Here is a 22,536-nt window from a genome sequence, read left to right as displayed (position 1 = left end):
CAATCCCCTAAGCTTGAAGGCTGAGGGGATTGTTCTTTTTGTTGAGCGCGGGATTATCCCTGAAGATTGCCAGGCGTAACGGTTTTCAAATGGTCGTGAAGGGAAGAGACGAGGGTATTTTGCTGGGCAGCATCCATGTCTTTCCACATCATTTCAAACATCACGCCGAGTCCCGGCAGGGCGGCTTCAGGCCCGTCAACGGAACCCTCGATCATGGAGCGCAGCTCTTCTTCGTCCTGATTGTGGACTTTATGAATGACGGCTTGCCTTAGATCTAACAATATGGACATCGAAATGTTCCTCCTTGTTATATAAGGGTCATTGTGTAATGTGCCCGTTCCAGGGGAGTTACATTCAAGTATTCTGGACAGTATGATATACTGTTAACATTGATGATTAAGGATCGACCTAGGCTCGTGGGGGGATATATAAATGGCTAAGAAGCAGTACGCAGTAATCGGTATGGGGCGTTTTGGCACAAGCGTTGCCAAGGAATTGAGCAGCATGGGATTTGACGTATTAGCCGTTGATGCGAGCGAACAGCGTATTCAGGAAACTGCCAGCATGGTCACGCATGCCGTTTCGGCGGATTCGACCGATGAAGAGGCGCTCCGGGCGCTCGGCATTCGGAATTTCGATGTGGTTGTCGTGGCTATCGGGGAGGATATTCAATCCAGCATTTTGACGACGCTGATTCTGAAGGATCTTGGCGTACCGGCTATTATCGTAAAAGCGAAGAATGAGCTGCACGGAAAAGTGCTTAACAAGATCGGAGCGGACAAGGTGATTTTCCCAGAGCGGGACATGGGGCTTCGGGTTGCCCACCATCTGGTCTCGCCGAATATTCTGGACTATATCGATTTGTCGGACGACTACAGCATTATGGAGATGCTGGCTACGGGCGAGCTGATTGGCCACAATTTGAGAGAGCTGGATATTCGCGCACGATTCGGGTGCAATGTCATGGCGATTCGAAGCGATGCGGACATGAACATTTCGCCGAGTCCGGATGACCGGATTGAGGAAGGCGATGTGCTCGTCATCGTCGGACATAAGAATGACTTAACGAAGCTGGAGCTTGCTTATCCCAAATAAAGCCGTCAGCTTCGGATACCGGGTCGAACCCGGGCTCTGATGAGTATATATGTAAAGAACGGATGGATTAACAATGGAGATATTATCGCCGCAGAACGCCAGAGTGAAGGGCTGGGCACAGCTGCAGGAGAAAAAACACCGGGACAAGCAGAACAAGTACGTGGTGGAAGGCATCCATCTCGTACAGGAAGCCCTGTCATCCGGCGCGGACATCGAGTGCGTGGCTTATGACGTGGACAAGGGCATCCCCCAAGAGCTTCGTCATATTACGGATACAGGACAAGGTGCCGAATGGATCGGCGTATCCCATGCCGTCATATCGAAGGTCAGCGATACGCCGTCGCCGCAGCAGGTGTTTGCCGTCATTCGCAAGGAAGCGCGGCAATGGCAGGACCTGATCCTGCGCGAGAACGGTTTGGTCGTTGTTCTCGACGGTCTCCAGGATCCGGGCAATGTGGGAACCATCATACGAAGCGCCGATGCCGTAGGGGCTGCCGGCGTGGTCCTGGGGCGAGGCTGTGCGGATTTGTACAATCCCAAGACACTGCGCTCCACCATGGGATCTCTGTTCCATCTGCCGGTGCTGGAGGGTGATCTGCTGAGCATCCTGCCGGAAGCCAGGGAACGGGGAGCCAGATTGGTGACCACCATGCTGGAAGGACAGCGCTCATGCTTCGAGTACGACTTCAAAGGGACAAGCTGGATCGTCATCGGCAGCGAAGGACGCGGCGTCTCGCCTGAGGTCGCGGCACTCGTGGACGATGCCATCCGTATCCCCATGCCGGGGCGTGCCGAATCGCTGAATGCGGCTATGGCCGCTTCCGTATTGATGTACGAGGCTTTAAGGCAGAGGGAGTATGCTGATTTATAGAGACAGGAAATAGCTCGATTAGGGGCGGGAATGATTAGATAATATTGCTGATCATAACCGGCCTTTTTTATTCTTGACAGAGATGGTCATAATAACAGGCATGTTCGAAAGGAGTTAAACCCGTGTACGAGCAAAAAACAAAAGAAACGGATCACAACGTGGTGGAGTTTATCGAGCAAGTGGATTCGCCGAAAAAACGGGAGGATGCCTATCGTTTGCTGGAGATTTTTGAAGAAACGAGCGGGTATTCGGCCAAAATGTGGGGACCCAGCATCATTGGTTTCGGCTCCTACCATTACCGTTACGCTTCCGGCCATGAGGGAGATGCGCCGTTTGTAGGATTCTCGCCGCGAAAAGCGAAGATCAGCCTGTATTTTGCGCCAGGCGATGATCAGCGGGAGGAGCTGCTGACGAATTTCGGCAAGCATACGGCAGGGAAAGGCTGCGTGTACATTAATAAAGTGGCGGACATTGAAGTTGAGGTGCTGAAGCAGCTGATTCGCGAATCGATCGCGTTCCTGAAAAAGACTTACCCGGATCAACCCTAACCTGAGGTTGAGTTAAGTGCGGTGTGCTGGCAAGGTCTCTGTTTTGAGCCGATTAGTCGGCTGATTGACCTAAGGGTGATGACGAACAGGTGAATATTGGGGTTTGACGTAAAACCATTTGGTGTCCTATAATGCATAAATGGAAACCAAATGGTTTCATAATTTAAGTTTAAGCGAGGGATCAATCTGATATGGACAACGCAACTAACGGCAAGCTGCCGGATATTCGTCATACTCTTGTGCTGAAAGCGCCCATCGAGAAGGTGTGGAAAGCCGTAGCCACAGCTGAAGGGATTTCGGCGTGGTTTATGCCTAACAATTTTGAACCGGTGGAAGGGTTCGAGTTTCAATTGAATGCCGGCCCCTTCGGAAACTCACCATGCAAGGTGACGCTTATTGATGAACCTAACCGGTTGTCTTTTAACTGGGGCAAGGATTGGAGCGTTACGTTCGAACTGGTGGAGCAGGGAGACCATACGGAATTCACGCTCATCCACGGCGGATGGACAGCGGATCAAGTAACCGAGTTCGGGGAAGCTCATGACATCGTTCGAGGCCGCATGGACAACGGCTGGGCTGGCATTGTCCAGAAGCTTGCAGGATACGTCGAGGCGTAACCGATGTCGCAGGCCGCTCCGAAGCATGATGTCTACCAAGCCATCGCAGATCCGACTCGCCGTAAGCTGCTCGGCTTGTTAAGCGATAAGGAAATGCCGGTTAAAGAAATTACGGGACATTTCTCCATGACGCGAACCGCCGTGTCCAAGCATCTCCGTATTTTGGAGGAAGCCGGTCTGGTGCAGGACCGCAAGGTGGGACGCGAGACCCGCTATCGCCTGCAAGCAGAGCCGCTTAAGGAATTGAAGGATTGGCTGTCTTATTTCGACCGCTTCTGGGAGAACAAACTGTCGATGCTGAAATATTACGTGGAAGATCAAGAAGACGATTCAACGAACGACATAGAAGAGCGAGGATAAGCCATCCTTGCTCTTCTTTTTTGCCGTTTGTCCGCATACCTTCTATACAGGAGAGCTTGCCATGGTAAACATGCTCCTCGGGGCGTAAATAGGGGGGACCAAGCATGAGACGAAAGAGATGGGGAAGCAGGCGTTTGGCCTTTCCGTCGCTGTCGTGGCCTAAACCAAGGAGAGCTTACAAACCACCGCGCAGAGGCTTTCGGCCCGTACCGCAGAGCCGGGGGCGTCCTCAGGCTGCCAAACGGCGGAGCACAAAAAAATGGTGGCTGATCGGCGCTCTGCTCCTTGTGTTTGGGATCGTTGAGTTTTTTATGTATATCGAGCAGAATCTGCGGCCGCCGATCATGCATTTAGCCCAAATCCGGGTTAAGCAGATCGCTACCGAAGCCATCAATAAAGCGATCACCTCCCAGGTGACGCAGGGCAAGGATTTTGATAATCTGGTCAACTGGAAAACGGACAGCTCGGGCAAAGTGACCGGATTCATGCTGAATTATGCCGAGCATTTAAAAATCACGTCCCATACGACACAGGTCGTGCAGAGCACGCTGGACGAAATCCATAAGCGCAAAGAGCAGATTCCGCTGGGACAGGTGTTAAAAAGCCCGATCATCGCTTCATTCGGTCCGCAAATACCTTTAAAAATCGAACCCCAAGGAGCGGTAAAGGTTCAGTTGGATACGAGGCAGCAGGGGGCCGGCATCAATATGATCCTGGTGGAGGTGTTCGTCCACATCGTGACGGAGGTAGCGGTTGTCGTTCCTTTTGACATGGAGCCGCAAATCGTGGAAACCGATATTCCGATCTCGTATCTGCTCGTGGTAGGCGATGTGCCGATGTATTATTACGACGGCCAAGGAAAGGCGGTCGGCGAGAATAAGGCAAGCGCACCGAGCATCGCGATACCGCCACCGGTAACGGACGAGAACACCCATGACGGGCAGCAGGAGATTCCGCCTTCAACGACGCCGGACCCTCCTGCCCAGGGATCGACGACGCCTCTTGTGCCTACGCCGGGTGGCGCCGACATATCAGGGCATACGGAGGGAAGCGGAACAGGCGAGTAGGACGCTCATTCGCTCATTCTCAAACCGTATTGTGTACGTGCAGCATGGATTGGCCGTCTATGTGACATGAGGGTATGCCCTTAAAGGAAAAACGCGCCCCTGGTTTGAATTCAGGAGCGCGTTTTTTTCTTCGAGCGTTTTTCTTCCAGTTCCCAGTGCTTCAGCAGCGGGTAAGGATCGAAAGCCCATTCGGTCAATCCGGTGTCCCGGTAGATGCCGTAATGCAGGTGCGGCGGGAATTTGCCCTGGGTTCCCGGCTTGCCGTAGCCCGAACTGCCGACCCAGCCGAGGGTTTGACCCGGCGTAACGACATCCCCGAGCGAAATCCCTTTATCAAACCCCTGCAGATGGGCGTAATAATGGTAATGATTGTTCAAATCCCGGATGCCGATGCGCCAGCCGCCGTATTTATTCCAGCCTTTAATTTCGACGACGCCGTAACAGGTGCTTCGAACGGGGACTCCGTATGAAGCAAACAAATCCGTTCCTTCGTGAACCCTTTTGCCTCCCCAGTTGCGTCCCATGCCAAAGGTGCTTCGGTAGGAATAGTTACTTTTGACGGGAAGGGGAAACGCATGGTCGAACAGGTCCAGCTTCCCGAAGGTCTCGTAGAGCTTGGCATACTGCATGATGCGCTGTACGGCCCGCGTGTTCTGGTAGTATGACCATAGGCCGATGCTGAAATCATCAGCGGCATGCCCATAAGGGGAAAGTCTTGTCGCAACGGTGTAGAGCAAGTCGATATCATTATTAGGGTCTGCCTTGCCATCCCCGTCCCCATCGAGCCCGATCCCGGAGAACACGCTGATCGACGTGGGATTCACGTCTTCCTGATTGGGATTCAGCGGACCAGCCCATCGGGTGGAAGGGATAAAGATACCTAGGGTGCGGTCCGGATGCTTTCGATCCTTGGGATGAACCCGGGTCAGCGTTCGTTCATACTGGTCAATGGCCGCTAGGCGGTGCCAAGGAATTTGGGTAACGGTGGAAACCTGATCGTATAAAGATTTCCGGTCCGCAAAATTCGCTGCAGCATCCGTTGCTTTAGCCGAATCGTCAGCCGCGCTGACCGCCATGGAGGCGGATGCGGACGCAGGCCCGCACATGCAGCAGGCAGCCATCAAAGCAGCCATGACTGCAGCCGTGGACCGATACATGATGCCCTTTGCGCGCAATGGTTGTAAAATCCTCATATTGTCCTTCTCCTCCCTTTTTCGATAGTCGTAATTAAGGACGGACAGTCATGCCTACCTGTAGGGTGAATCGAAACAAGGATTTTTATCCATGCCGCAACTAGATTAATCTCATATCGATGCGAAACAAGTAATATGATGGTTTTCATGATATAATATGGGACAGCAAACGATGGGGTATGTCTTGAGTTACATCATTACATTCGAAAGAAGGTTTTTTCTTTGTCTAAAACCAAACAGCCAAAACCTGACTGGATTCGAATCAAGCTGACTACTGGCGATAATTATAAAGAAATCAAAAGCATGATGCGATCCAAAACACTACATACGGTGTGTGAAGAGGCTCGCTGTCCAAATATTTACGAATGCTGGGCTAACCGTACGGCAACCTTCATGATTCTGGGTGACATTTGTACCCGCGCTTGCCGATTCTGCGCCGTGAATACGGGGCTTCCAACGGAGCTGGACCTGCAGGAACCGGAACGGGTAGCGGAGGCGGCCGAGCAAATGAACCTGCGCCACTGCGTGGTAACAAGCGTGGCAAGGGATGATCTGAAGGATGGCGGTGCCTACATATTCGCCGAAACCGTCAAAGCCATTCGCCGACGCCTGCCGCTGTGCTCGGTGGAAGTGCTGATCCCGGATTTCATGGGAGACGAAGAATCGCTGAAAATCGTGATGGACGTAAAGCCGGATATTCTGAACCACAACATTGAGACGGTGGAGCGTATGTCCGATCGCGTACGTGCCAAAGCCAAGTATTCCCGCTCATTGCAGCTGCTGAAGAATGCCAAGGCGATGCAGCCTGACATTCCGACCAAATCCAGCATCATGCTGGGCGTCGGGGAGCAATGGCATGAAATTCTGGAGGCGATGGACGACTTGCGTTCGGTGGGATGCGACATCATGACGATCGGCCAATACCTGCAGCCTTCGCCGAAACATCTGAATGTTGAAAAATACTACACGCCGGAAGAGTTTGCGATCTTGAAGGAAGAAGGAATGAAGCGCGGATTCAGCCACGTGGAGTCCGGTCCTCTTGTGCGCAGCTCCTATCATGCACACGAGCAAGTGAAGTCTGCGGAACGCAACAAGGAAGAGACGGTGCAGTCTTAACCTATTGGAAAGGCAGGGGAAGCTTTCAATGATCGTTATCGGAAACAAAAGCTATGAAGTGTTAAAGGACCATCGAAACGGCTGGAATCTGGAAGCTTTCCGGGAGCGGTACAGCGAGGTGCTGGACCGCTATGATTACATCGTGGGAGACTGGGGTTACAATCAGCTTCGGCTTAAAGGCTTCTATCGGGACAATCATCCCAAGGCTGCCAAGGATTCAACCTTTTCCAGCATGTCCGATTACATTAACGAATATTGCAATTTTGGCTGTGCTCACTTTGTGCTTCAGAAAACGAAGGAGCAGAAGGAAACGAAAGAGCATGCCTCCAATACGAAAGAGCCTGTAGAGGTTCGAGAAACATCCCCTAAGGATAACCGGGCTGAGGGGGAAGCACAGAGAAGCAAGGAAGCCCAAGAGGGTTCAAAACCGGGCAAGGAGCACAAGGACCAGCGCGAGCGGCGCGAAGGCAAGGATTCAAGACGCGAGCCGCGCGAAGCCAAGGCCCCCAAGGAGAAGGAAGCAAAGCCTTCCAAGGAGTCTCATGTGCCCTCAGAGCAGCCGCAATAACCAAAGAACGGTCACCTGTATTTTGGCAGGTAGACCGTTCTTTTTTCGGATATTGGTAAGGTAAGACTTCGTGAAGCGTTGGCCCTCCTGGTAAATGTAAGAAAAGGGTCCTCTTCATATTAACCAAGGAATGCATCGCGGACGCGGTTCCAGAACGGAAACGGCCGATAACGTGCGAAACTGACCTGCTGCTCCGCCACCTGACAGCGCACGGATACGAGGTCGTCAATCGAGATATTAACGTGATCGATGGTAAGCAGCAAACGCTGTTCTTTTCGCGAGAATATATCACAATGATGATGCTTGGGCAGAAGCAGCGGCGAGCCCAGCGTACGGAAAATCCGGTTGTTAATCGAGGCGATTTCCGCAATCTGAAGCGCATCGATCGAGGGATGAACCATCGCGCCGCCGACACTCTTGTTATACGCCGTGCTGCCGGATGGCGTGGATACGCAAATGCCGTCTCCCCTGAACATCTCAAAGGTCACGTCGTTGATGTCAATTTGCGCGACAACGGTACCGTCAACGCCTTTAAGCGTAAATTCGTTTAAGGCAATGTAAGAGGACGTTCCTGATTTCTTATGGATTTCCAGTTGAACCAGGGGATACTTGACGAGGCGCGGCTTCACGTTGCCGTGTTCGCCTTCTCTGCTCATATGATCAATTAGCTCCGTCAGTTCATCCGCCTTCCAGTCAGCATAGAATCCCAAGTGGCCCGTATGGACGCCGACGAAGGCGAGGTCGGGAATACGGTCTATAAACGTATGGAAGGCGTGCAGCATCGTACCGTCTCCACCGATCGAGACCACAATCTCCGGAGATTCTGCATCCAGCACAAACCCCCGCTGTTCCGCCAGCTTGTGAAACTGCTGGGTCAGCTCGACAGACAATGGGTCACCGCGGTCCAGAACATAATATCTCAAGTTGATAAGCTCCTTTGTAAGGTTATATAAAGATGATAATCAATCTTGGAGAAGAACACAATGTTCACCTTGGGAATTAGCGGAATTTCTGCTGCAGTCCTCGAAGGATCTGAATAAACAACGCAACTGCAATCAGGAAACCGAGCAGGATGCAGAAAGCCGCCATAATATGGGTATACCCGTTTAGGGCGGAATCCGAAACAGACGGCACCGCCAGCGTCGGTATCGAAGACCCCATAACGCTTCTCCACAACAGCAACACGGCGGTGGCCGCAATAATGCCGTGGATCAGCCTGGCTACGACAAACGGAAAATACCTAAGGTTGGTAGAGTTCAGGATGCTGATGATCTGGGCATGAACGGACAGGCCGCCCCAAGACAAGATAAAGGCTGCCGCGGCCGCTTTGTATGGCAGAGGAATAGCGGCACCCGCTTCCCCGGCATAGCGTGCGCCCAGCGTCACTTCAAACAGTCCCCCCACGATGGCAGTGGATAAGGATTCGGGCATGCCAACGAGGGATAACAGCAAGCTGATGACCTCCGTTAGCGCGGGCATGACGCCGGCCCGGGTCCAGAGTTCAAGAAACACGGAGAAGAAAACCACAAGACCGCCGACAACGATAATCAGCTGAAGCGATGAGTTAATCGCTTGTCTCAGCAGCGTGCCGAGATCACGGCCGTCCTGCTCCCGCGCAGCATGCATGGCCTGAAAGGCGGACTTGAGCCGGCTTGTCTTCGTTTGGGACAGGAGGAGCGAATCGGTTGATGCATTGGACTCGCGCTTGCCATGAAATCTCATTAACAGTCCTACCAGGAACCCTCCGCCATAGTGGGCCAGGGCCAGTATGAAACCTATTTTGGGATCGTGAAAGAAGCCGATGGATACCGCTCCGATCAGAAATATGGGATCCGAGGAGGTAGTAAAGGCAACAAGCCGTTCACCTTCCTCCCGATTTACCATTTTTTGCTCCCACAATTTGGCGGTTAATTTGGCACCGACGGGGTAACCTGAAACATATCCCATCGCGGCCACGAATCCCCCTGCGCCCGGAATTCGGAACAACGGTCGCATCATGGGGTCCAGGAGCGTGCCGATCAGATGCACCACGCCAAACCCCAGCAGCACCTCTGAAATGACAAAGAACGGGAACAGGGATGGAAACAGCACGTCCCACCATATCGCCAGGCCGCGGAGTGCGGATTGGAGCGCCGCTTCGGGAAACAAAGCCATCAGGACAATTACGCTGATCAGAGCCGATACGAGCATGAGCCAGCCCATTTTTTTCATGGTCATATAAGGAATACGCCCCCTGGCATCGTTGTGAATGATAGAATATGGTCCGATATTTAAAATCTATGCAGCATATAGGACAAACAGTATAAAAAACATGAGAAAGCGGTTACATTTATGCTTTATTTTCGGGGATATTGTGCTATAATAAAAACCATCAAAGCACATCTTTCGTATTATGTTTGGATGGAGTGATGATCATGAGCATAGTCGCAGGTATCCTGGTATGCGCCTTCGTTTATGTTATACGTGCTTCTCTCGTCCAGAGTGAAGAGGACTGGCGCAGTTATTAATAAGTTCTAAAAGGTGCTAACCATCGCTTAGCGCCTTTTTTTGTTGTTTTTTGCTATAATGGACAGGTACATCCAATCGAAAGCGAATCATAAACAGATGGGAGAATTAGCGGATATGAATCCGAACTTAAGCATCTATGATAACCTCGGGGGTGCCGAGGGTGTACGATCGCTCGTCGAAGCTTTTTATCCGAGAGTGCAGCAAAATGAGCTGCTTTCGCCATTGTTTCCGGAAGATATCATGCCGGTGATGGAGAAGCAATATATGTTTTTGAGCCAGTTTTTCGGAGGGCCGGCCTTGTTCTCGGAAGCGTTCGGACATCCGATGATGCGGGCCAGGCACATGAAATTCCCGATTACCGACCGTCATGCCGAAGAATGGCTTGGCTGCATGGCCGGAGCCTTAATCGAAATCGGCGTGGAGGATGATTTACGTGATTTTGTGCTGCAGCGTCTTTCGGGTCCCGCCCACCATTTCGTGAATACTCCGTAGTGCCTTAGATCTAGAAACGGACAGGAATTAGACGCGAATGAAGGGATGGCGAATGGCGTGAAATTGGAACCCTTGTATTCCATCAAGGTGGTTTGTGCGCACTGTGAGCATGAATACTTAACGTCCAGGGTGAGACCGAGCTTTAAGAAGGCATACCGTACGGATACGGATTTCTGCGCTTACTACAAATCGGAGAACCCCGATTTTTACGTGGTGCGGATTTGCCCCGAATGCGGTTTTGCTTCGACGGAAAACTCGACCCTGAAATTGAATGAACGGCAGAAGACGCTCTTCTATGACCAGGTTGGATGTCGCTGGGAGAAGAGGGATATGGGCGGTCCGCGCGACCTGGAGGATGCTCTGGAGTCGTACAAGCTGGCTCTCCTCTGCGCCCAGGTGATCGGGGAGCGGGATCGCATCGTTGCCAGCCTGCTGCACCATATCGCTTGGCTGTACCGGTATCAGGGCAACGAGGATCAAGAGAAGCGGTTTTTGAGCTACAGCCTGGAATCCTATATCAGGGTGTTTGAGCTGGAAGGGGTAGGGGCCAATGATGCCCGTCTGCTGTACCTGATCGGAGAGATTCATCGCCGGCTGGGACAGTTCCAGGAGGCGGTTCAGTGGTTCTCCAGAGTGGTCCAGGACGAGAAGATCATGGATGCTGCCATGATCCGAGCCTCCAGAGAGCAGTGGAAGCTGATAGCCGAACAGATCCGGGAGCAGAAGAACGCGGCGATTCCGGCGGAGTCTTAAATGCAAACAGCCCGCTGAACGGTGGGCCAGCAGGCTGTTGATTTGCAATTTGCAGCGATGGCTCGTTTTAAGATAAAGTCAGCGCAATCGCTGATCCGTGAGCAAATAGTCGATGTCGCTGTCCAGCACGGTAACTTTGTTGTGGCAGCAGGGGAAGATGAGCAGCTTCTTTTTCCCTTCCCTAACGCTTACAAGCTCCTTAGGCTTCATGGGAAGCAAGACATTGTCGGTCCCGCAGAAGGGGCAGCTGTGTACATATACGTCGTTGCCAACGACATCATAAGGCCACGTATTCGAAAAAGGAATCATGAGTTCTCCGATGAATGGGACTCATCGTCTTTCGCGGTTGCTTTCGCTTCCTCATTTTTGGCAAGCTCGGCAATCTTCTGCATTAATATATGCTGAGGCATATGCATCAGCTGTTCCAGCGGAACGCCCAGCTGCTTGGACAGTGTAACCGCCGTCTCCGGTGAAATTTGCAAAGGTCTCATGGCTTCTAGCTCCTCCAGCAGTAATTTGTTTGATCAAGAGGTAAACAGTATTTTAGTTATATATAGTTATACACTTTTCCCTAAGTCCACACAAATGGTATTCCGTTTGAATTCATATTTTATCTCGAAAGGTGATGAATGTTCGATGGCACTTCAACAAACTTGGGATTTGGAATCGATATTTCCAGGAGGCTCCTCCTCGCCGCAGCTCGGGAGCTTTATTGAGGCTTTGGAGCAGGATGTACATCAACTTCAGCAAGACGTCAAGGCATTGGCTGTTCCAGAGACCATCGAGAGCGCGTCCAGCCTGGAGCTCTTCCTTGAGCAGTTCCAGAGCGCCTATGCAAGGATCCGCGAGGTTTCTGCCTTCGTAGGCTGCCTGACCGCACAGAACGTGAATGACAAGAAGGCGGTTCAATTGTCCGGGCGGGTAACTACGCTGTCCGCGGCCCTGCAGTCGGTGAAGAACCAGTTCGATAACGTGCTTCGCGGAATGAACGATGAGCTCTGGACCGCATGGACCGGTACGGATAAGGTGTCCGAGCTGGAATTCGTATTGAACGAAAGCCGCAATCTCGCGAAGGATAAGATGAGTCCCGAGCTGGAAAGCCTGGCTCTGTCGCTGGGGGTAGACGGTTATCACGGATGGGGGGAGTTCTACGACACCATCGTGAAGAAAATCCAAATTCCGTATGAGGAAGACGGAGAGACGGTCAGGCTGTCGGCAGGGCAAGCGTTCAATAAAATGCATGATCCGCGCCGGGAAGTGCGCCAATCCATGTTTGAGAAGTGGGAGAAGGCTTGGGGAGATTCCGCTGATTACTGCGCGGATACCTTGAACCATCTATCCGGCTACCGCCTGAAACTGTACGAGAACCGCGGCTGGAACGATGTCCTGAAAGAACCGCTGGCGATTGGCCGGATGAGCCGCGAGACGTTGGACACGATGTGGGCCGTCATCCAGGATACGAAGTCGGTGCTTGTGGAGTACCTGAACCGCAAAGCGAAGCTGCTCGGTCTGGACGGGTTGTCCTGGACCGATGTGGATGCTCCGCTCCGTACTTCGGCAACCAAGATCTCGTATGACGATGCCGCTGTTAACATCGTGGAGCAATTCCGTAAGTTTAGCCCGAGATTGGCTGATTTTTCGCAGATGGCGTTCGACAAGAGCTGGATTGAGGTCGAGGACCGCCCCGGGAAGCGACCTGGCGGTTTCTGTACCTCCTTCCCGGCAAGCGGCCAGACGCGGATTTTCATGACGTTTGGCGGAACGGCCTCGAACGTCTCGACCCTGGCTCATGAGCTGGGTCATGCCTATCATCAGCATCTGATGGGCGGAATTCCGGTGCTTAACCAAAAGTATGCGATGAATGTCGCCGAGACGGCATCCACCTTCGCCGAGATGATTGTTTTTGATGCGATGGTGAAGGGGGCAGGCAGCGAAGAGGAGAAGCTGGCTCTGTTGGAAGAGAAAATTCAGAACAGCGTGGCCTTCTTTATGAACATTCATGCACGTTTCTTATTCGAAACCCGCTTCTATGACAAGCGGAAGAACGGTCTGCTGAGCAGCGAGGAGATCTCCGATTTGATGGTGGAGGCACAGAAGGAAGCATACTGTGATGCCCTGACATCGTACCATCCGCATTTCTGGGCATCCAAGCTTCATTTCTATATCACGGGCACCCCGTTCTATAACTTCCCGTATACCTTCGGTTATATGTTCAGTACGGGCCTCTATGTTCGGGCATTGGAAGAAGGTCCGACCTTTGCGGACAAATATGATGCTTTGCTTCGAGACACAGGCGTAATGTCCGTGGAGAACCTGGCAAAGAAACATCTGAACGTAGATCTGACCCAGCGCGACTTCTGGCAAAGCGCGGCGGACTCCTGCGTAAGCGATATTAAGCAGTTCTTGCAAATGACCGAGCATTTAGCATAAATTGTTGGTTATCCTCGAAAAAACAGTTAAAAATGCAGTTCCTGTTATGGCGTTTGATCTCCGACTGCAGATTTACTCCCATATTCGAAAGAAGCTCCTTCGGGGCTTCTTTTTTTGTCGTAAAAGAAAGAAAGTTGACGCAATAAAGGAGCGGAAAACTAAAATATTTGTGCAATTTTAGTAATAAATACCCAAATGTGTTGAATATTGTTGATCCAATGATTTCTATCCCCTATAATGAGTCATAAGCCCTAATAATAGGGAAGATTTACTAATAAAGGAGGGGAGAAGGGATGGTAAAACTAGATCAATTATCACTGGCTAGGCAGCTGGACATCGTGTTTAAAGAGCTGGAAGAAGAGTTGGGAGGTCTAAGCTCGGGGACGGTTTTTGTACAAATACGAAACAATGTAATTGGTAAATTTGGCATACGGCATAATCCATTGTCTGGGCGTAACGGGATCATAGCTCCGCAAGAGGAGGGGCTAAGTGAGGCTCAACAATTCTCTTTTCGTTCGATGGCGCTTGAAAGTCTGAAACATAAACGCCATTGGACACATGGCGAAATCAGTTATGAATTTATGGTACGACAAGGCATCGTCGTTGTGGATGCTGTGCTTGAATCCAACTATAACATGGCCAACTTGATGATACGGTACCCTCGTAATACATATGCCGAAGCTGCTTCGGAATCCTGAAATCATTTATTATATAGAACATATAACGAAAGAGGCGATCTTTGGGGAGAAGATCGCCTCTTTCTATTTACGGCTGGAGGGAAGAGATGCTAATTACAGGTTCGAACGACCCGATAATTGCTGCTCAGCCAATTGTACCAGACGTTTGGTGATGTAACCTCCCAAAGAACCGGTTTCACGGGAAGTATAGTTTCCATAGTAACCGTCTTGTGGAATCGTTACGCCCAGTTCTTGAGCAGCTTCCATCTTCAATTGTTGAAGAGCTGCAGTTGCTTGAGGTACGACAAGATTGTTAGAAGAACGACCTTGAGCCATGTCATGTCACCTCCTTTGGTGTTGTATGAGGATATTATGACCTGATTGATAGGGATCTCATTCGTGCAGGAGGCAGATCGTCTGCTGGTAAAATTACCCGTAGGCATTGTTCATAGATCAAATAAAAGCAGCCCTTTGTTATTCAAAGGGCTGCTCTTGCTGAAAAGTTAAGTATATGAGGATGTTATGTGTCAATGGAGACGCTGGCTTATGCTTGCTCTGCCTCCGGTGACGTATTCTGAATGCTGATCTTGGTCGTCAGATTCACGGTCTGTCCCGGTTCCAAATGAATCAGCCCGGTTTCTTCGTTCGGGAGATTCAAATTGGGTGCGTTGGGAAGCCAGGTGTACGGTTCGATGCAGAGGAACTGCTCGGCAACACCTTTGGTATAGAGCACCCAATGCTTGAAGAAGGCACGGTCTGCCGAATAATGAATTTGGTAACCATCGTCCCGCTTCAGCAAGGCCTCGGCAGGTTTGCCCTCAGGGATCCTTAATATCGTATCCAGGTCGGCATCCTTCAGGTTTAGTCCCGAATTCAGTTGTTCCAAATGGCCGAGAGGTGAAAGATCGCCGGTCGGGATCAGTTCGTTATTCAAAGTATAAATGCCTTCAACTGGCAGATCCAGCGTCCAGCGATGCGGTTCGCCGTCCAGCAGGAACCACGTATGGTAACCCATGCCGAACGGAACGGGGCTAGCGCCAAGATTCGTTACGCGAAGGCTCTGCGTTAAGCGTGTCCCCTGAAGACGGAAGGTCATCTCCAGCTTCAGCGGCACAGGAAATTGGGCAATCCATTTCGGATCATCCGATGAGATGAACTCGGTCGAAACGGCGCAGCCGTCATCCTCCTCCTCTATGTCGCTGACACACCAAGCCTGTGATCGGTGGAGGCCGTGGATATGATTGTCGTTCGCGGTATTTTGGTCAAATTGATACGACGTTCCGCCATATTCGAAATGGCCCTTGGAAATCCGGCCTGGCGGTATGAGCATCGGAATGCCGAAGTGGTAAGGCTTCTGTAGATAGAATGCAAGCTCGCTTTCATCTGGTTTTCGGAGGATTTCGCGTGAGTTTTCATTGTCTTTAATCCCAATGACGTTATTACCTAGACGAGGAAGGAGAGTCACTTCAAGACGGCCGCTGTTTAAAATATAGGTGTCGTAACCATTCCACTGGCCTTTGGTCACTTGATTCATATCGATGCTCCTTTACTAACAGAAATCATGGTCTGGACGATTAACCACATCATAACAGATTTTTGCGGAAAGGGTAAAAGAAATGCTTCAAATAGGCCCGTACATCTTGATTCCAAATTGGAATTGACAAGGCAGAGCAAGAGTTTTATCATTGCATGTAATAGTGATCCATTATGATTGAAACACGATGACAAGGACAAGTAAGCAGGTGCGGCCCATCCTTCAGAAAGCCGGTGGTTGATGCGAACCGGCGGATCCGCTTTGCTGAATGGCCCTTCGAGTGCCGGGCTGAACGGGATAATGCTGTTATTCCTTAATATGCCGGCCGGGTATTCTCCGTTACAAGAATGGAAGGCTGCAGCCTGCGTAGGATGATGCTTGCAGCGAATAAGGGTGGCACCACGGTCTCACGTCCCTTGCGGATGTGAGGCTTTTTTGCGTTCCTATATGCTCCCGCAAGGACGGGGCAGACTTGGATTAAATGACAATATAAATAAATGGAGGGCTAGTCATGAAAACCGTATTATCGGGAATTCAGCCAAGCGGTAATCTAACGCTCGGCAACTACATCGGAGCCATTAAAAATTTTGTGAAGCTGCAAAACGAGCATGACTGTTATTTTATGGTGGTCGATCTGCACGCAATAACGGTACCGCAGGAGCCTAGCTCGCTGCGGGATCGCTCGGAATCGGTCGCGGCCCTGTACGTTGCCGCCGGAATCGACCCGAACCGCGCCAATATCTTTTTGCAGTCCCATGTTCCTCAACACGCCGAGCTGGGATGGATCATGACCACCTTGGTGAATATGGGCGAGTTGGAACGGATGACCCAGTTCAAGGACAAATCGGAAGGCAAGGAATCGGTTGGGGCCGGCTTGTTCGTTTATCCTGCGCTTATGGCCGCAGACATTTTGCTGTATAATGCAAATCTTGTGCCGGTGGGAGACGACCAGAAGCAGCATCTGGAAATCACGCGTGATTTGGCTGCACGCTTCAATCATCGGTTCGGTCCGTATTTCAATATTCCGGAGCCGTTCATCCCTGAAGTCGGTGCGCGAATCATGTCGCTGGACGACGCTTCCAAAAAGATGAGCAAGAGCAATCCGGTTGAGGGCAGTTATATCGCGATGCTGGATACGCCGGATCAAATTCGCAAGAAAATCAGCCGGGCTACAACCGACTCCGGAGCCGAAGTGGTGTATGATCCTTCCGCTAAGCCTGAGGTGAGCAATCTGATGAGCATCTATTCGGAGTGTGCTGGGGTGTCTTTGCAGGAAGTGCAGTCTCGTTTCGAAGGAAAGATGTACGGGGCATTCAAGAAGGAGCTTGGCGAAGTTGTCGTAGCCGCTCTGGAGCCGCTTCAGAACAGATACCACGAAATTCGCCAAACCGGTGAAATTCATGACATTCTCGCCAAAGGAGCCGAGCAGGCGCAGAAGACCGCTGCCCAAATACTCGATGGCGTGAAGGACAAGATGGGATTTCTGGCTCCTAAATAAACGAGGGTCTTCTAGGAAGGCTTGCGCTTGGATTTAATAATGAATCCCCAGCCTATGTTGAGGATGGAGAGCAGCGCCAGACCGACGGCCAGAAATCCGTTGTAGCTGATGGATATGGCGGAGGCGGTCAACAGGACGATGGAAGAGACCGCAAACCATAGGGATAAGCCTTTACTCATTATGAAAAAAACCTCCAAAGATTAAAATTTTAAAAATACGTATAACGTTGCAAGAAGGAGCCATAATAAGTTTGCAAGCTTGCACTGGAATAACAGACATTCAGTGAAGGGAGATTTTTAATATGGCACGTCGCAGCAACAATTTGGTTGTACCTCAAGCTACTGCAGCATTACAACGTTTGAAACTCGAGGCTGCTCAAGAACTAGGCGTAACGATTCCTCAGGACGGTTACTATGGTAACTATACTTCCCGTGAAACAGGATCCCTGGGCGGATACATTACTAAACGTTTGGTACAGCAAGCTGAACAGGCTCTTTCGGGGTCTGGCCGCACGCTGTAATCTCTCTCTCATAACGTGAGTATGGAAGCCCGGAGCGCTATGTCAGCGCTCCGGGCTTTGTATTCATATCGGGGGCCCGACAGGCATCCTGCTACATAGACAAATTGTGCCTTAAACAACGGCGAAACGTCAAGGTGATATCCCTTCCAAATGTCACTGAATTGTCATATAGATGGAATGAATTCCGAAGGATTGCTAAACACTTTTTACTAATGATATGATAAACTTTATAGCGGAGGCAGTACTTCCTCCATAACGACAGATACAAGGAGGAACGTTAACACGTGGATAATCACTTGAGATACCAGGCTCCTTCAGAATCCGCAGCACTGGCCTCGGCAGCGCCTGCACCTCCCGATAAGGCGGGGACTTGGAAAGATTTTATCACGGTGACGAAACCCGGAATCATCCGGTCAAATTTGATAGCGGCTTTTGCCGGATTTTGGCTGGCATCGCGTTGGGATATCCAATTTGGATTGATGATTATGACACTTCTCGGAACTGTGCTTGTCATGGCTTCGTCCTGTGTTTTCAATAACTATTTTGACCGGGAGCTCGACATGAAGATGGAGCGTACCCGGAATCGCTCCCTTCCAACCGGGCGTTTGACACCCAAGGTTGTTCTTTGGTATGCCGTCATTCTGGGGGTCGTGGGACTAGCCGTCCTGTTCTTGTTCTCAGGCGTGCTGGCAGGCCTATTCGGAGCCGTCGGAATGTTCGTTTACGTTGTGGTGTACACTCTCTGGCTTAAACGTTCTTCTACATGGAGCACGTCGGTCGGAGCGATCTCCGGTGCCATGCCTCCGGTAATCGGCTATGTGGCCGTGACCGGAAGCGTAGATATGGCAGCCGTCCTGCTCTTCGCCCTGCTGTTTCTCTGGCAGCCGCCGCATTTCTGGGCGCTGGGCATTCGCCGGGTGGAAGAATACCGTGCAGCGGGATTCCCTTTGCTGCCGGTTGTCAAAGGAATTAAACGCACAAAGTATCAGATGATTCCTTACCTGGTGCTTCTCATACCGATTCCCATCCTGATGTACGCCTACGGATATGCCGGTATATTCTTTCTGGTCATCGGACTCCTTCTGGCTATTTGGTGGCTCTACGCCGCACTCCAAGGTTTCCGTGCCAAGGACGATGAAGCTTGGTCCAAAAAAGTATTCATTATCTCCATCAACTACTTGACCTTGAGCCTGATCGTTCTCATACTCAATACCACCTTTTAACAGGTGGCTGGGCTTTTAGCGATACACCAAAACCTGATAGAACAGGGATTGCCTGAGACGAAGGGAGAACGGGGAAGGTCATGAATGCATTCAAACGTTACAAATGGACTTGGGTACTGCTCGCTATATGCGTAATAGCAGCCATCTACCTGGTATACAACTCGCTTGGATTCGGAAAGGAGAAGTTTCCGATCGTTCGTGAGGTTGCTGCCTATTCCATGGAGAATGTAGATGGGAAAACGATCACGTCGGAGGATACCAAAGGCAAGGTGAAGCTTATGTACTTCTATTTCACCAGCTGCCCGGATGTGTGCCCGATTACGACGCTGGTTCTGTCTCAGATCCAGGAGGACTTGAAACAAGAAGGTTTATTCGGTAAAGAAGTTAACTTTGTGTCCATCTCCTTTGATCCGGAGACCGATACGAAAGAGAAGATTAAGGAGTTCGGAGACCGATTCTATGCCGATTACAGCGGCTGGTACTTCCTTCGTGGAGACCAGGAGGAAACGCGGAAGCTGATGCAGGAGTCTTTCAAAATTCCGCTGTTGGGCAACAACTCGACGAATTTCACGCATGGCAATTCCATTGCCTTGGTGGACCGGGACAATAATATCCGGAAGACCTATAATGCTGCGGATCCATCCGAAGTGAAGACCGAGGATATCGTGAAGGACATCAAGGCTTTGATTAAGGAATAAATTGCAGGTAAAACCAAAAGGCGCGCTCTATCGTTAAAGATGGAGGACGCCTTTTTTATTTAAATAGCGAAAATTGAAGCCATTCAAGATGCTCTTGTGATCCTTGACAATAGACGCAGTTCATCAGAATACGTCAGGGGGCGGGTAGATGATGAATTCCTCCAGCCCTGCCTTCTCCAGCTGGGCAATCAAGTATTCGTCGGGAGTTCCTTCAACGCCGGCATATCCCCGGCGGGTATAGATTTGTTCGGCATCTGGAAAGACGTCCCGCAGAGCCCCGCGAATTTTTTTGCCGGAGCTGTCGTTATCCATAAAAAGGTACACCTCTTGATCCTTCACCTGTTTATGCAGACTCTCAAGCTTGGCGGTGTTTAACGTTCCGAAAGTGCACAGGATGGTTATATCCGTAGTCAGCAGCCGACGCAGCCGGCTCCGGTCGTTCTTGCCCTCTACAATGAGAAATATCGGCATCTTTTTTTCACCTCTGTCATGATACGGAGATCCTTGGCAGCATTCCCCGGGAAATGTTGATCTGCCGTCGAATGATGTAGGTATAGTGTAACTTGTTTTCTGCCGATCATGCAAAAGGAGGCATAATAAACGACCATCCAGTGGATGGCCGAAATAAGGTAAATCCATGTATTCTAGTTAGAAACAGCTCAGAATGATGACGAGCAGAATGTACAATACAAGAATCATTCCTACGGAATTTCCATGGCCCCCATGGCAATGTTTATGATGAACATGACTCATGATTACTTCACCCCTTGGTTAAATGTTCGTGGTCATTTGCCACACTGTATCTTATGTGGGTTTACCCATATGGACTGTGCATTGGCCCATCCGCGTTGATTTGGGCGCTGTTCTTAACTTGGGACAAATTCATCAGACGGTTGAGATTGGGGTTTCGGGCGAGATGGCTGTCAAAGGTGCCTCACGATTGCGTTTGGGTAGGAGCAGCAGAACCGTCATCAGCATGAGAAACGCAACAAAATAAGGGGATACCACCGTGCGCAGCTGTCCAGCCGCGATCGGGCCGACAAAGGATCCCAGCGACATGGCGATGGACTGAAATGAGAACACTTTGCCGAGCCTGCCTCCGCCGCTGAGCTGAATGAACAAAGAGGATAAAGCCGGGAATAGCAAGCCTTTGGCAAGTCCGAGCGTAAACAGGATAATCATAATCGGTACATGGTCTGCTGCAGCTAGGGCGTAGAAGCATATGGCCAGCCCGAATACGCCTATGGTCACCCTGATATGAGGCGCATAACGGTTGAGGAACAGCATGCTTAGCGTGACCAGGGCTCCAAGGCTAATGACGGAGAAGAGAAGCCCGGTGGACATAATGCTTGCCAGCCCGCTTTCCCGAAGCGGTATTTCAAAGAACAGGATTCCCTGAGAGCAAGCAATCGCAAAAGGAATCAAATATAAGCGCAAGCTAAACGGAAGCCGTGCCGGCTTCTCGTTATTGATCGGTTCAGCCTGCTGATCCATATGTTTAGCAGCGGCCGACATCGGCTTCGGGAGACTGAGAAACGCCATCAAGCCCGTGAAAATCAAAAGCCAGCCGAGACTCTGGAATGTGCCGGAAAATCCGGCATTGGCGACGATGAAAGCTCCTGCAGCCGGCGACAAGACAGAGGCAAGGGTGTGGATCACGCCATGACCGGACATATATTTGCCCTGCGTAACGGGATCCCGGGAGAGCGACGCCAGCAGCGCTAGGCAGGCCGGTGACAGAAAGGCCAGCACGAAGCCGCTGATCGAGCGGAGCACGAGCAGCTGCCAGGGCAATTGGACATGGGCCTGAAGAAGCAGAATGATACCGGCGGCGGTTAGGCTGAAAATAATGTAGCGTCTGCTGCCGTGACGATCGATCAGACTGCCCGCAAGCAGGTTGCCGGGCAGATGGGTTAGAGCATAAATGCCCATCATCCAGCCGATAAACGTAGGGGCTGCTCCAAGTGAAATGGCAAAGGGCGTCAGTACAGGATACTGAGCATGCAAATCAAAAAACGCCAGAAACAAAAACATATAGAGCCATAAAGCGGTTTTCAATATGGCACCCTCCTATCCGGCTAAAGTTGATATGGTACTACTACTTGTACGTACGAAAGGTCAAGCTTAGACCTTTTTGTGAAAAGACCCGGTTGGCTGACAGCTTTGCGGGGTATCATGTATAATTAACAAGACGGCCATAAACCGCCGCTTTTGAAACGATTGACGGGAGTGAAAACGAATTGGATACTCAGGTCTGGATTGAATTTCTTAAACAAAATTGGCTGGTCATCGCCATCGCCTTAATCATCTTGTTTATCGTGCTGAACGTGGTGAGAACCGTCATTAAGTGGGCACTTGCCGTGCTCATCATCGGGGGATTGCTGGTGTACAGCGGAATTTCCCTGGACAAAATCGGCGAGGTTGTAACCACGGTCAAGGAAGAGACGGTGGATACGATAAAAAAAGAAGCGCTGAACATGATGATGAAGGAAGCGAAGGAAGCACAATATACTTCGAATGGAGACGGCACGTACTCCATTAAAGCGCCCAATCTCGAGTTGAAAGGAAGCGCCGGTTCGAAAGAGGTGGAAGTCACCTTCCGCGGTGTTTCGGTAGGGAAGTGGGACATCAACGATACGATTCAGAGCTTTATCGATGATGCCAAGAGCAATTCGGCAATGAAATAACAAATGACGAACGCAATCGGATGCGGATGTAAGCTGGCAGCATGTTCTTGATGCGATCAAGCTTACGTCCGTTGACAAGAC

The 22,536-nt window shown here is 50.8% G+C and carries 28 protein-coding genes and 1 other annotated feature; of the genes, 17 read left to right on the top strand and 11 right to left on the bottom strand.

The annotated features are described in order from the left end of the window. Positions 1–53: 53 nt before the first annotated feature. Positions 54–290 (bottom strand): small acid-soluble spore protein SspI, encoded by a 237-nt coding sequence (gene sspI, locus RB297_RS28460; RefSeq protein WP_009591415.1) that lies wholly within the window; start codon positions 288–290, stop codon positions 54–56. 142 nt (positions 291–432) lie between these two features. On the opposite strand from sspI, the gene RB297_RS28455 reads away from it, so the two are divergent. The 6 genes from RB297_RS28455 to yunB all read left to right on the top strand — a co-directional run bounded on the left by RB297_RS28455 (position 433) and on the right by yunB (position 4,558). After that, the gene (locus RB297_RS28455; protein WP_009591426.1) at positions 433–1,095 is read left to right on the top strand and encodes a potassium channel family protein; all 663 of its coding nucleotides are present in this window, start codon (positions 433–435) and stop codon (positions 1,093–1,095) included. Positions 1,096–1,168: 73 nt separating this feature from the next. Then, on the top strand, positions 1,169–1,966 hold the full coding sequence (locus RB297_RS28450) for a TrmH family RNA methyltransferase (RefSeq protein ID WP_096776667.1): 798 nt from the start codon (positions 1,169–1,171) through the stop codon (positions 1,964–1,966). Between the two features lie 122 nt (positions 1,967–2,088). After that, a complete protein-coding gene (locus tag RB297_RS28445) occupies positions 2,089–2,514 on the top strand; it encodes a DUF1801 domain-containing protein (RefSeq protein ID WP_375121956.1) in 426 nt (141 codons plus the stop codon). 191 nt (positions 2,515–2,705) lie between these two features. Beyond that, positions 2,706–3,131 carry an SRPBCC family protein gene (locus RB297_RS28440; RefSeq protein ID WP_096776665.1) on the top strand — a complete coding sequence of 142 codons (426 nt, stop codon included), beginning with the start codon at positions 2,706–2,708 and terminating at the stop codon, positions 3,129–3,131. Positions 3,132–3,134: 3 nt separating this feature from the next. Then, complete coding sequence (locus tag RB297_RS28435) at positions 3,135–3,491, top strand: ArsR/SmtB family transcription factor (protein WP_096776664.1); 357 nt, start codon at positions 3,135–3,137, stop codon at positions 3,489–3,491. A gap of 104 nt (positions 3,492–3,595) precedes the next feature. Beyond that, on the top strand, positions 3,596–4,558 hold the full coding sequence (gene yunB, locus RB297_RS28430; RefSeq protein ID WP_096776663.1) for a sporulation protein YunB: 963 nt from the start codon (positions 3,596–3,598) through the stop codon (positions 4,556–4,558). 110 nt (positions 4,559–4,668) lie between these two features. On the opposite strand, the gene RB297_RS28425 is transcribed toward yunB, so the two are convergent. Further along, positions 4,669–5,751 carry a M23 family metallopeptidase gene (locus RB297_RS28425; protein WP_096776662.1) on the bottom strand — a complete coding sequence of 361 codons (1,083 nt, stop codon included), beginning with the start codon at positions 5,749–5,751 and terminating at the stop codon, positions 4,669–4,671. Positions 5,752–5,973: 222 nt separating this feature from the next. Here RB297_RS28425 and lipA point away from each other — a divergent pair, with 222 nt between their 5' ends. Continuing rightward, positions 5,974–6,867 carry a lipoyl synthase gene (gene lipA, locus RB297_RS28420; protein ID WP_009591422.1) on the top strand — a complete coding sequence of 298 codons (894 nt, stop codon included), beginning with the start codon at positions 5,974–5,976 and terminating at the stop codon, positions 6,865–6,867. A 28-nt stretch (positions 6,868–6,895) separates the two neighbouring features. Continuing rightward, entirely contained in the window at positions 6,896–7,435 is a 540-nt protein-coding gene (locus RB297_RS28415; protein ID WP_375121955.1) for a YutD family protein, read from the top strand. A gap of 119 nt (positions 7,436–7,554) precedes the next feature. On the opposite strand, the gene RB297_RS28410 is transcribed toward RB297_RS28415, so the two are convergent. Beyond that, the gene (locus RB297_RS28410; RefSeq protein WP_375121954.1) at positions 7,555–8,358 is read right to left on the bottom strand and encodes an NAD kinase; all 804 of its coding nucleotides are present in this window, start codon (positions 8,356–8,358) and stop codon (positions 7,555–7,557) included. A gap of 76 nt (positions 8,359–8,434) precedes the next feature. After that, positions 8,435–9,652 (bottom strand): sporulation integral membrane protein YlbJ, encoded by a 1,218-nt coding sequence (ylbJ, locus tag RB297_RS28405; RefSeq protein WP_375121953.1) that lies wholly within the window; start codon positions 9,650–9,652, stop codon positions 8,435–8,437. 405 nt (positions 9,653–10,057) lie between these two features. Here ylbJ and RB297_RS28400 point away from each other — a divergent pair, with 405 nt between their 5' ends. Together RB297_RS28400 and RB297_RS28395 are read left to right on the top strand one after the other, a co-directional pair. Further along, positions 10,058–10,435, top strand: a complete 378-nt coding sequence (locus RB297_RS28400; RefSeq protein ID WP_036671870.1) for a globin domain-containing protein — start codon at positions 10,058–10,060, stop codon at positions 10,433–10,435. A gap of 57 nt (positions 10,436–10,492) precedes the next feature. Continuing rightward, the gene (locus RB297_RS28395; protein ID WP_255250656.1) at positions 10,493–11,188 is read left to right on the top strand and encodes a DUF2225 domain-containing protein; all 696 of its coding nucleotides are present in this window, start codon (positions 10,493–10,495) and stop codon (positions 11,186–11,188) included. A 78-nt stretch (positions 11,189–11,266) separates the two neighbouring features. Here the strand turns inward: RB297_RS28395 and RB297_RS28390 are convergent, their stop codons facing one another. Both RB297_RS28390 and RB297_RS28385 read right to left on the bottom strand, forming a co-directional pair. Continuing rightward, a complete protein-coding gene (locus RB297_RS28390; RefSeq protein WP_009591425.1) occupies positions 11,267–11,497 on the bottom strand; it encodes a hypothetical protein in 231 nt (76 codons plus the stop codon). Continuing rightward, positions 11,494–11,679 (bottom strand): YycC family protein, encoded by a 186-nt coding sequence (locus RB297_RS28385; protein WP_096776657.1) that lies wholly within the window; start codon positions 11,677–11,679, stop codon positions 11,494–11,496. The genes RB297_RS28390 and RB297_RS28385 overlap by 4 nt, the downstream gene beginning before the upstream one ends. A gap of 145 nt (positions 11,680–11,824) precedes the next feature. Here RB297_RS28385 and RB297_RS28380 point away from each other — a divergent pair, with 145 nt between their 5' ends. Then, positions 11,825–13,618, top strand: coding sequence for a M3 family oligoendopeptidase (locus RB297_RS28380; protein WP_375121952.1), 1,794 nt, complete (start codon positions 11,825–11,827; stop codon positions 13,616–13,618). A gap of 293 nt (positions 13,619–13,911) precedes the next feature. Continuing rightward, the gene (locus tag RB297_RS28375; protein ID WP_009591435.1) at positions 13,912–14,316 is read left to right on the top strand and encodes a hypothetical protein; all 405 of its coding nucleotides are present in this window, start codon (positions 13,912–13,914) and stop codon (positions 14,314–14,316) included. A 93-nt stretch (positions 14,317–14,409) separates the two neighbouring features. On the opposite strand, the gene RB297_RS28370 is transcribed toward RB297_RS28375, so the two are convergent. Next, the gene (locus RB297_RS28370; RefSeq protein WP_006212633.1) at positions 14,410–14,631 is read right to left on the bottom strand and encodes an alpha/beta-type small acid-soluble spore protein; all 222 of its coding nucleotides are present in this window, start codon (positions 14,629–14,631) and stop codon (positions 14,410–14,412) included. A gap of 208 nt (positions 14,632–14,839) precedes the next feature. Next, positions 14,840–15,829, bottom strand: coding sequence for an aldose 1-epimerase (locus tag RB297_RS28365; RefSeq protein WP_192570586.1), 990 nt, complete (start codon positions 15,827–15,829; stop codon positions 14,840–14,842). A gap of 178 nt (positions 15,830–16,007) precedes the next feature. Next, positions 16,008–16,249 (top strand) — a binding site (T-box leader). Between the two features lie 91 nt (positions 16,250–16,340). Between RB297_RS28365 and trpS the strand changes: the two genes are divergently transcribed. Next, positions 16,341–17,327, top strand: a complete 987-nt coding sequence (gene trpS, locus RB297_RS28360) for a tryptophan--tRNA ligase (protein WP_015737432.1) — start codon at positions 16,341–16,343, stop codon at positions 17,325–17,327. 11 nt (positions 17,328–17,338) lie between these two features. Here the strand turns inward: trpS and RB297_RS28355 are convergent, their stop codons facing one another. Next, complete coding sequence (locus RB297_RS28355) at positions 17,339–17,506, bottom strand: hypothetical protein (protein WP_009592873.1); 168 nt, start codon at positions 17,504–17,506, stop codon at positions 17,339–17,341. A gap of 122 nt (positions 17,507–17,628) precedes the next feature. Here RB297_RS28355 and RB297_RS28350 point away from each other — a divergent pair, with 122 nt between their 5' ends. From RB297_RS28350 to RB297_RS28340, 3 genes are all read left to right on the top strand, one after another. Beyond that, complete coding sequence (locus RB297_RS28350) at positions 17,629–17,847, top strand: alpha/beta-type small acid-soluble spore protein (RefSeq protein ID WP_015737431.1); 219 nt, start codon at positions 17,629–17,631, stop codon at positions 17,845–17,847. A 284-nt stretch (positions 17,848–18,131) separates the two neighbouring features. Further along, a complete protein-coding gene (gene cyoE, locus RB297_RS28345; RefSeq protein WP_009592896.1) occupies positions 18,132–19,070 on the top strand; it encodes a heme o synthase in 939 nt (312 codons plus the stop codon). Between the two features lie 80 nt (positions 19,071–19,150). Further along, positions 19,151–19,768: an SCO family protein gene (locus RB297_RS28340; RefSeq protein WP_192570587.1), complete on the top strand. Its 618-nt coding sequence runs from the start codon at positions 19,151–19,153 to the stop codon at positions 19,766–19,768. Between the two features lie 123 nt (positions 19,769–19,891). Here RB297_RS28340 and RB297_RS28335 read toward each other — a convergent pair whose 3' ends face one another. Beyond that, entirely contained in the window at positions 19,892–20,239 is a 348-nt protein-coding gene (locus RB297_RS28335) for a toprim domain-containing protein (protein WP_096776653.1), read from the bottom strand. A gap of 414 nt (positions 20,240–20,653) precedes the next feature. Continuing rightward, positions 20,654–21,826 (bottom strand): MFS transporter, encoded by a 1,173-nt coding sequence (locus RB297_RS28330; protein ID WP_096776652.1) that lies wholly within the window; start codon positions 21,824–21,826, stop codon positions 20,654–20,656. Between the two features lie 182 nt (positions 21,827–22,008). On the opposite strand from RB297_RS28330, the gene RB297_RS28325 reads away from it, so the two are divergent. Further along, positions 22,009–22,455, top strand: coding sequence for a hypothetical protein (locus tag RB297_RS28325; protein ID WP_192570588.1), 447 nt, complete (start codon positions 22,009–22,011; stop codon positions 22,453–22,455). The last annotated feature ends 81 nt before the right edge of the window (positions 22,456–22,536 follow it).

The organism is Paenibacillus sp. CR_12 (assembly GCF_041953985.1).
In the GTDB taxonomy this organism is placed as follows: Bacteria; Bacillota; Bacilli; order Paenibacillales; family Paenibacillaceae; genus Paenibacillus_AQ; species Paenibacillus_AQ lautus_A.
The sequence above is the reverse complement of the archived record's forward strand: the minus strand, read 5'-3'. Positions and strand labels throughout refer to the sequence as shown.

Excerpts from the sequence above, each read along its gene's own strand:
- sspI (WP_009591415.1), bottom strand. The coding sequence starts at position 290 with ATGTCCATATTGTTAGATCTAAGGCAAGCCGTCATTCATAAAGTCCAC.
- RB297_RS28455 (WP_009591426.1), top strand. The coding sequence starts at position 433 with ATGGCTAAGAAGCAGTACGCAGTAATCGGTATGGGGCGTTTTGGCACA.
- RB297_RS28450 (WP_096776667.1), top strand. The coding sequence starts at position 1,169 with ATGGAGATATTATCGCCGCAGAACGCCAGAGTGAAGGGCTGGGCACAG.
- RB297_RS28440 (WP_096776665.1), top strand. The coding sequence starts at position 2,706 with ATGGACAACGCAACTAACGGCAAGCTGCCGGATATTCGTCATACTCTT.
- RB297_RS28435 (WP_096776664.1), top strand. The coding sequence starts at position 3,135 with ATGTCGCAGGCCGCTCCGAAGCATGATGTCTACCAAGCCATCGCAGAT.
- yunB (WP_096776663.1), top strand. The coding sequence starts at position 3,596 with ATGAGACGAAAGAGATGGGGAAGCAGGCGTTTGGCCTTTCCGTCGCTG.
- RB297_RS28425 (WP_096776662.1), bottom strand. The coding sequence starts at position 5,751 with ATGAGGATTTTACAACCATTGCGCGCAAAGGGCATCATGTATCGGTCC.
- RB297_RS28415 (WP_375121955.1), top strand. The coding sequence starts at position 6,896 with ATGATCGTTATCGGAAACAAAAGCTATGAAGTGTTAAAGGACCATCGA.
- ylbJ (WP_375121953.1), bottom strand. The coding sequence starts at position 9,652 with ATGACCATGAAAAAAATGGGCTGGCTCATGCTCGTATCGGCTCTGATC.
- RB297_RS28400 (WP_036671870.1), top strand. The coding sequence starts at position 10,058 with ATGAATCCGAACTTAAGCATCTATGATAACCTCGGGGGTGCCGAGGGT.
- RB297_RS28390 (WP_009591425.1), bottom strand. The coding sequence starts at position 11,497 with ATGATTCCTTTTTCGAATACGTGGCCTTATGATGTCGTTGGCAACGAC.
- RB297_RS28385 (WP_096776657.1), bottom strand. The coding sequence starts at position 11,679 with ATGAGACCTTTGCAAATTTCACCGGAGACGGCGGTTACACTGTCCAAG.
- RB297_RS28380 (WP_375121952.1), top strand. The coding sequence starts at position 11,825 with ATGGCACTTCAACAAACTTGGGATTTGGAATCGATATTTCCAGGAGGC.
- RB297_RS28375 (WP_009591435.1), top strand. The coding sequence starts at position 13,912 with ATGGTAAAACTAGATCAATTATCACTGGCTAGGCAGCTGGACATCGTG.
- RB297_RS28370 (WP_006212633.1), bottom strand. The coding sequence starts at position 14,631 with ATGGCTCAAGGTCGTTCTTCTAACAATCTTGTCGTACCTCAAGCAACT.
- RB297_RS28365 (WP_192570586.1), bottom strand. The coding sequence starts at position 15,829 with ATGAATCAAGTGACCAAAGGCCAGTGGAATGGTTACGACACCTATATT.
- trpS (WP_015737432.1), top strand. The coding sequence starts at position 16,341 with ATGAAAACCGTATTATCGGGAATTCAGCCAAGCGGTAATCTAACGCTC.
- RB297_RS28355 (WP_009592873.1), bottom strand. The coding sequence starts at position 17,506 with ATGAGTAAAGGCTTATCCCTATGGTTTGCGGTCTCTTCCATCGTCCTG.
- RB297_RS28350 (WP_015737431.1), top strand. The coding sequence starts at position 17,629 with ATGGCACGTCGCAGCAACAATTTGGTTGTACCTCAAGCTACTGCAGCA.
- RB297_RS28340 (WP_192570587.1), top strand. The coding sequence starts at position 19,151 with ATGAATGCATTCAAACGTTACAAATGGACTTGGGTACTGCTCGCTATA.
- RB297_RS28335 (WP_096776653.1), bottom strand. The coding sequence starts at position 20,239 with ATGCCGATATTTCTCATTGTAGAGGGCAAGAACGACCGGAGCCGGCTG.